This window comes from Tsuneonella deserti, assembly GCF_014644315.1.
Lineage (GTDB): Bacteria > Pseudomonadota > Alphaproteobacteria > Sphingomonadales > Sphingomonadaceae > Tsuneonella > Tsuneonella deserti.
In genome coordinates this window covers 1-548 of the sequence record NZ_BMKL01000012.1, presented here as the reverse complement: position 1 = coordinate 548, position 548 = coordinate 1, and the positions used below count along the sequence as shown (strand labels likewise).

General features: G+C 35.2%; 1 protein-coding gene. It reads left to right on the top strand.

What is annotated here, in order from left to right; translation table 11 throughout:
- The coding region (locus IEW58_RS14245) for a hypothetical protein (RefSeq protein ID WP_229658661.1) at positions 1-188 on the top strand (188 nt) is incomplete at its 5' end.
- Positions 189-548: the final 360 nt, after the last annotated feature.

The window sequence follows — 548 nt, the reverse complement described above, 5'->3', positions numbered from 1 at the left end:
AACTACCAAAACGATGTCTTGTCGCAGGAAACTATGCGTTTGAAAAAATGAAAAAACCAGCGATTTCTGCTTGTCGCAAAAGTCTTGAAAACTTTATAAAAATAGCGAAAAGAGTAAAAAACAGCAAAACTTGCGAGAAAAATACTAAAAAAACAACCGCAAAAAAGTCTTTTAAGTCTGAAATTTGACAGCGTAGAACAGGCAAAAAAGTCTTTAAGTCTTATGTTTTAAATGCTAAAAAAAGGCTGAGATTTTTGATTTTGGTGTTGTTGCAAAAATCTAAAAAGAGCAAATAAAAAGACTTGCGTTGAAATTTTTCCAACAACCCGCAAGGGCGATGATTGGAGTTTTGTTTTGAGTTAACTAATTGATTATAAAACTTTTACGCACTTGCAAGAGTTGGAGTTAAGCAAACTTAGCGACCGCTCTAATATGCTGTCCGAAGGACAGCCGCACGCCAACGAACCCAAGCCAGTAAAGTTAGTTGCCGCAGGTAAATTAGCACGGAAAAATCTAAAAAAGCAAATGAGTTGAGAAATAATTTGCTT